This window comes from Candidatus Rhabdochlamydia sp. W815 (assembly GCF_018642185.1).
Taxonomy (GTDB): domain Bacteria; phylum Chlamydiota; class Chlamydiia; order Chlamydiales; family Rhabdochlamydiaceae; genus Rhabdochlamydia; species Rhabdochlamydia oedothoracis.
Genome location: NZ_JAAVTY010000118.1, coordinates 641 through 4,285 on the forward strand (window position 1 = coordinate 641; position 3,645 = coordinate 4,285).

Annotated in this window: 2 protein-coding genes; both read left to right on the plus strand. The window is 34.0% G+C overall.

Going from position 1 to position 3,645, the window contains the following annotated elements:
- Positions 1 to 192: 192 nt before the first annotated feature.
- The gene (locus tag RHOW815_RS07080) at positions 193 to 618 is read left to right on the plus strand and encodes a hypothetical protein (RefSeq protein WP_215217618.1); all 426 of its coding nucleotides are present in this window, start codon (positions 193 to 195) and stop codon (positions 616 to 618) included.
- A gap of 579 nt (positions 619 to 1,197) precedes the next feature.
- Positions 1,198 to 3,645 (plus strand): hypothetical protein (locus RHOW815_RS07085; RefSeq protein ID WP_215217619.1); only part of this gene is annotated, 2,448 nt, incomplete at its 3' end.

Genomic DNA, 3,645 nt, shown 5'->3' on the forward strand with positions numbered 1-3,645 from the left:
CTACTTTGAATCTTTTACAAAAAGATAAGACAAGCAAGGTCAGTTTACGTAAACGGCGCTTCATTGCATCATGTCGTAAAGATTATTTATTAGATCTGGTAAATGCAAAGGAAATTCTTCATGCTTAAGCCCTGATGTTCTAATAGTAATCATATTTATTAACATTTATAAATCTTTAACTTGGGTGTTTAAATGACTTCTCCGATAGGTGACAATTTTCATATTGAATCTTGTAATAATTTTTTACATAACAAGGATAAAGTAGCGAATAGTATTCAATCTTTTTTTGTTACAATTTCCACTCAACAATCTACAACCTCTCAAAATACTCGTAAATATGAGATTAAAGACTCAGAATCCCTAATAAATCTTGCTAATAGGCTTATTCAGAATCGCGGTGCCTTTTCCATTCAGGATGACGAAGGTAAAATTTCTCAATATATTCAAAATTATGCGATTGAAAATGAGGACATCCGAATAGAGCTTGCTAAGCTTGCTATACAAAATAATCCATATAAAGCTTCTGAATTTATTCAGAACTATAAGATCAAAGATGAGAAAATACGAGTAAAACTTGCAAAGCTTGCCGCTAAGAGGGATGGAAAAGGAGTTTCTTAATACATTAACAGATATAAGATTACAGATCAGGAGGCTCTAACAGAGCTTGCAAAGCTTGCTGCTCAGAATAATGGAGAAGGAACATCGCAATACATTAAGGAATATGGGATTGCAGACGAAAACATCCGAATACATATTGCTCTATATGCTGCTCGCAATTTTAGAGGGAAAATTTCTCAGTACATCAAGAACTATAGAATTAAAGACCAGAACTCCCTAGTACAGATTGCAGCGCTTGCTGCTCGGAGTGATGGAGGAGGAACATCGCAACACATTAAGGAATATGGGATTACAGATCAGGAAACTCTAATAGAGATTGCAAAGCTTGCTGCTCAGAGTGATGGAGGAGGAACATCACAATACATTAAGGAATATGGGATTACAGATCAGGAAACTCTAATAGAGATTGCAAAGCTTGCTGCTCAGTGTGATGGAGGAGGAACATCACAATACATTAAGGAATATGAGATTACAGATCAGGAAGCTCTAATAGAGATTGCAAAGCTTGCTGCTCAAAATAATATAAGGGAAATTTCTGAATTTATTCAGAATTACGGAATTAAAGATCAAAAATTTTTAATGACAGTTGCTGAACCTTGTGTTAAGAAAGATAGGGAATTTTCTAAATTTATTCAAAATTATAAAATTGTAAGCGAAAAAGATCGAATAGATCTTGCCAAGCTTGCTGTTCAGAAAGATGCAGGTATAACTTCGGAATTTATTAGGAACTATAAGATTACAGACCAAGACGCCTTAACAGAAATTGCTAAAAACGCGGTTCAGAAGGATGCTAGAGCTTCTATGTTCATTAAGAGCTATAAGATTAAAAGAGAGGAAGATCGAATAGATCTTGCCAAGCTTGCTGTTCAGAAAGATGCAGGTACAACTTCTGAATTTATTGGGAACTATAAGATTACAGACCAAGACGCCTTAATAGCAATTGCTAAAGACGCGGTTCAGAAGGATGCTAGAGCTTCTATGTTCATTAAGAGCTATAAGATTAAAAGAGAGGAAGCGCGAGTAGACATTGCTAAATTTGCTGCTCAGAATAATGGAGTTGCAAATTCTCTATTCATTAATAGCTATGATATTATAGACAAGGACTCTCTAGTTGAAATTGCTCAATTAAGCATTAGAAAGTCTATTGCGAGCAATACAATATCTGAGATTTGGGAATATTTACCTAAGTATGATATTTCAGATACAAATATACATCTGAATAGTCTTCAACTACTGTGCGCTTGTTACTATAGCTTGTTAGGCAATAAGACTAATGCTACAATCGAAGGCTTTATAAAACAGCATTATGCAGAGATTGAAGAGCTTGATTTATTTCCTAATTTCCAAAAAAAATTAGAGGAGCTGGGCGGGGAAATTCTTAAAGCTACAGAAGAGCTCAAACAAGAAAAATTAAAAAAGGAAAAACAAAGAACGCAAGAAAGGTTTTCCTTAATAGCAAGGTTTTGTAAAGAGAAAAGCATTGTTCTAGAGTCAGATATACAAGATTTTTTTATTAAAATTTTGAAACATCGCAACCCAAAAGAAGCTTGTTTTTTAATCCAAGTTCTTATGGAAAACCTTAACAAACCCTCGTATTTTTCTAACTATCAATTACTCATTTCTAAGGAGAACAAAAAAATAGAACATTTGATTCTTCCCATGATTATTATTAATCAGATAGTTACCGAGTCTGATCAAAAAGAAGTTTCTTTACAAAATGCTCAGAAAATTCGTGAATTTCTTGCAGGAAGCGCTCAAAGAGCTAGTCTTAGAGATGCTAAAGGGTTCCTACCTAATCTGCTCCAAGCATTAATAGCTCTATCTTCTTATTCTAGCGTTTCCTCAGAAAAAAAACTCTATCTCCTTAAACAGTGTTTCTCTTCCTCTTTAGAAAAACCCCATTGGGAAAAATCTTGTAAGCAATCTTTAGATATTGTGCGTGTTCTTGGAGATACAAATTTGTTGCCAAATATTCTTGAAAAACTAGACGAAAATTACGAGTTTAAAGATATTACAGAGCAATTCAATGAAAAGTTACAAACAGAGATTTTTGCTTTTAATACACAAATTAGCGATTTTCATGAAAAATACTTACAAGTTGAAAATAGCCTGCGTGTCCCCTTAGGACTAGTCAAATATGCGAGCAATGTAAAGTCTCATCAAGAGCCCAGAGTTTCTGAGGAACTTCAAAGGTTAGTAATAAACATTTTTGAAGGTACTATCCAAAAAGAGCGTTACCAAACAAAAAACAATCCTCATCTACAACGTATTGAAAAGGAAAACCCTAAACTATTTAACGATTGGCAAAAGACACAGATTCCAGAGGAGAAAGTTGTAAGTAATAGCAAAAAGAGATCTATTAATTTCTATGCTTTTTTACAAGAAAAGATTCTTACAGACAAGCATTTTACTGTTGCTCCTCAACAGTTAATACAATATCTCCAGGATGCTGAAAAGTCGCTTCCTATTGATAATTTGAGTAAGACAGACCAAGAAATTTTTCTTTTATGCAAGGATCTGTGTAATTCTTCCATAGTCTTTCAAAAGAAACTCGAGCTTCTTAAGAAGCTATTAAATGTATTATATGAGTGTGAATTCAAAAATGATATTAAAGCTTTGATTGTAGGTTTAACAACAACTAGTCAAAAAAATGTCCTTATTGTTGATACGGATGATTGGCAAGATCTTTTTCTTTCTGGAATAGAAGTATTAGGGAGCTGTCAAAGAATTGATGGGATTCCTTCTCTCAACGTATGTCTTATGGCATATGTTTTAGATGGTAAAAATCGACTTCTTGCCATTAAAGATCATACCAATGGAAGAATTTTAGCTCGCTGTATTCTCCGTCTTTTATGGGATCCAAAAGAAAACACACCAGTTCTTTTTCAAGAGAGGATCTATCCTTTCTCCGCTCCAGAATATGAAAAGCTTTTAAATAGCTTAGCAAACACCCGTGCAAAAGCCTTAGGTCTTGAGCTATATACGCTTAATCAACGAGATGACTTAAGCGATAAAAAAAGCTCTCTT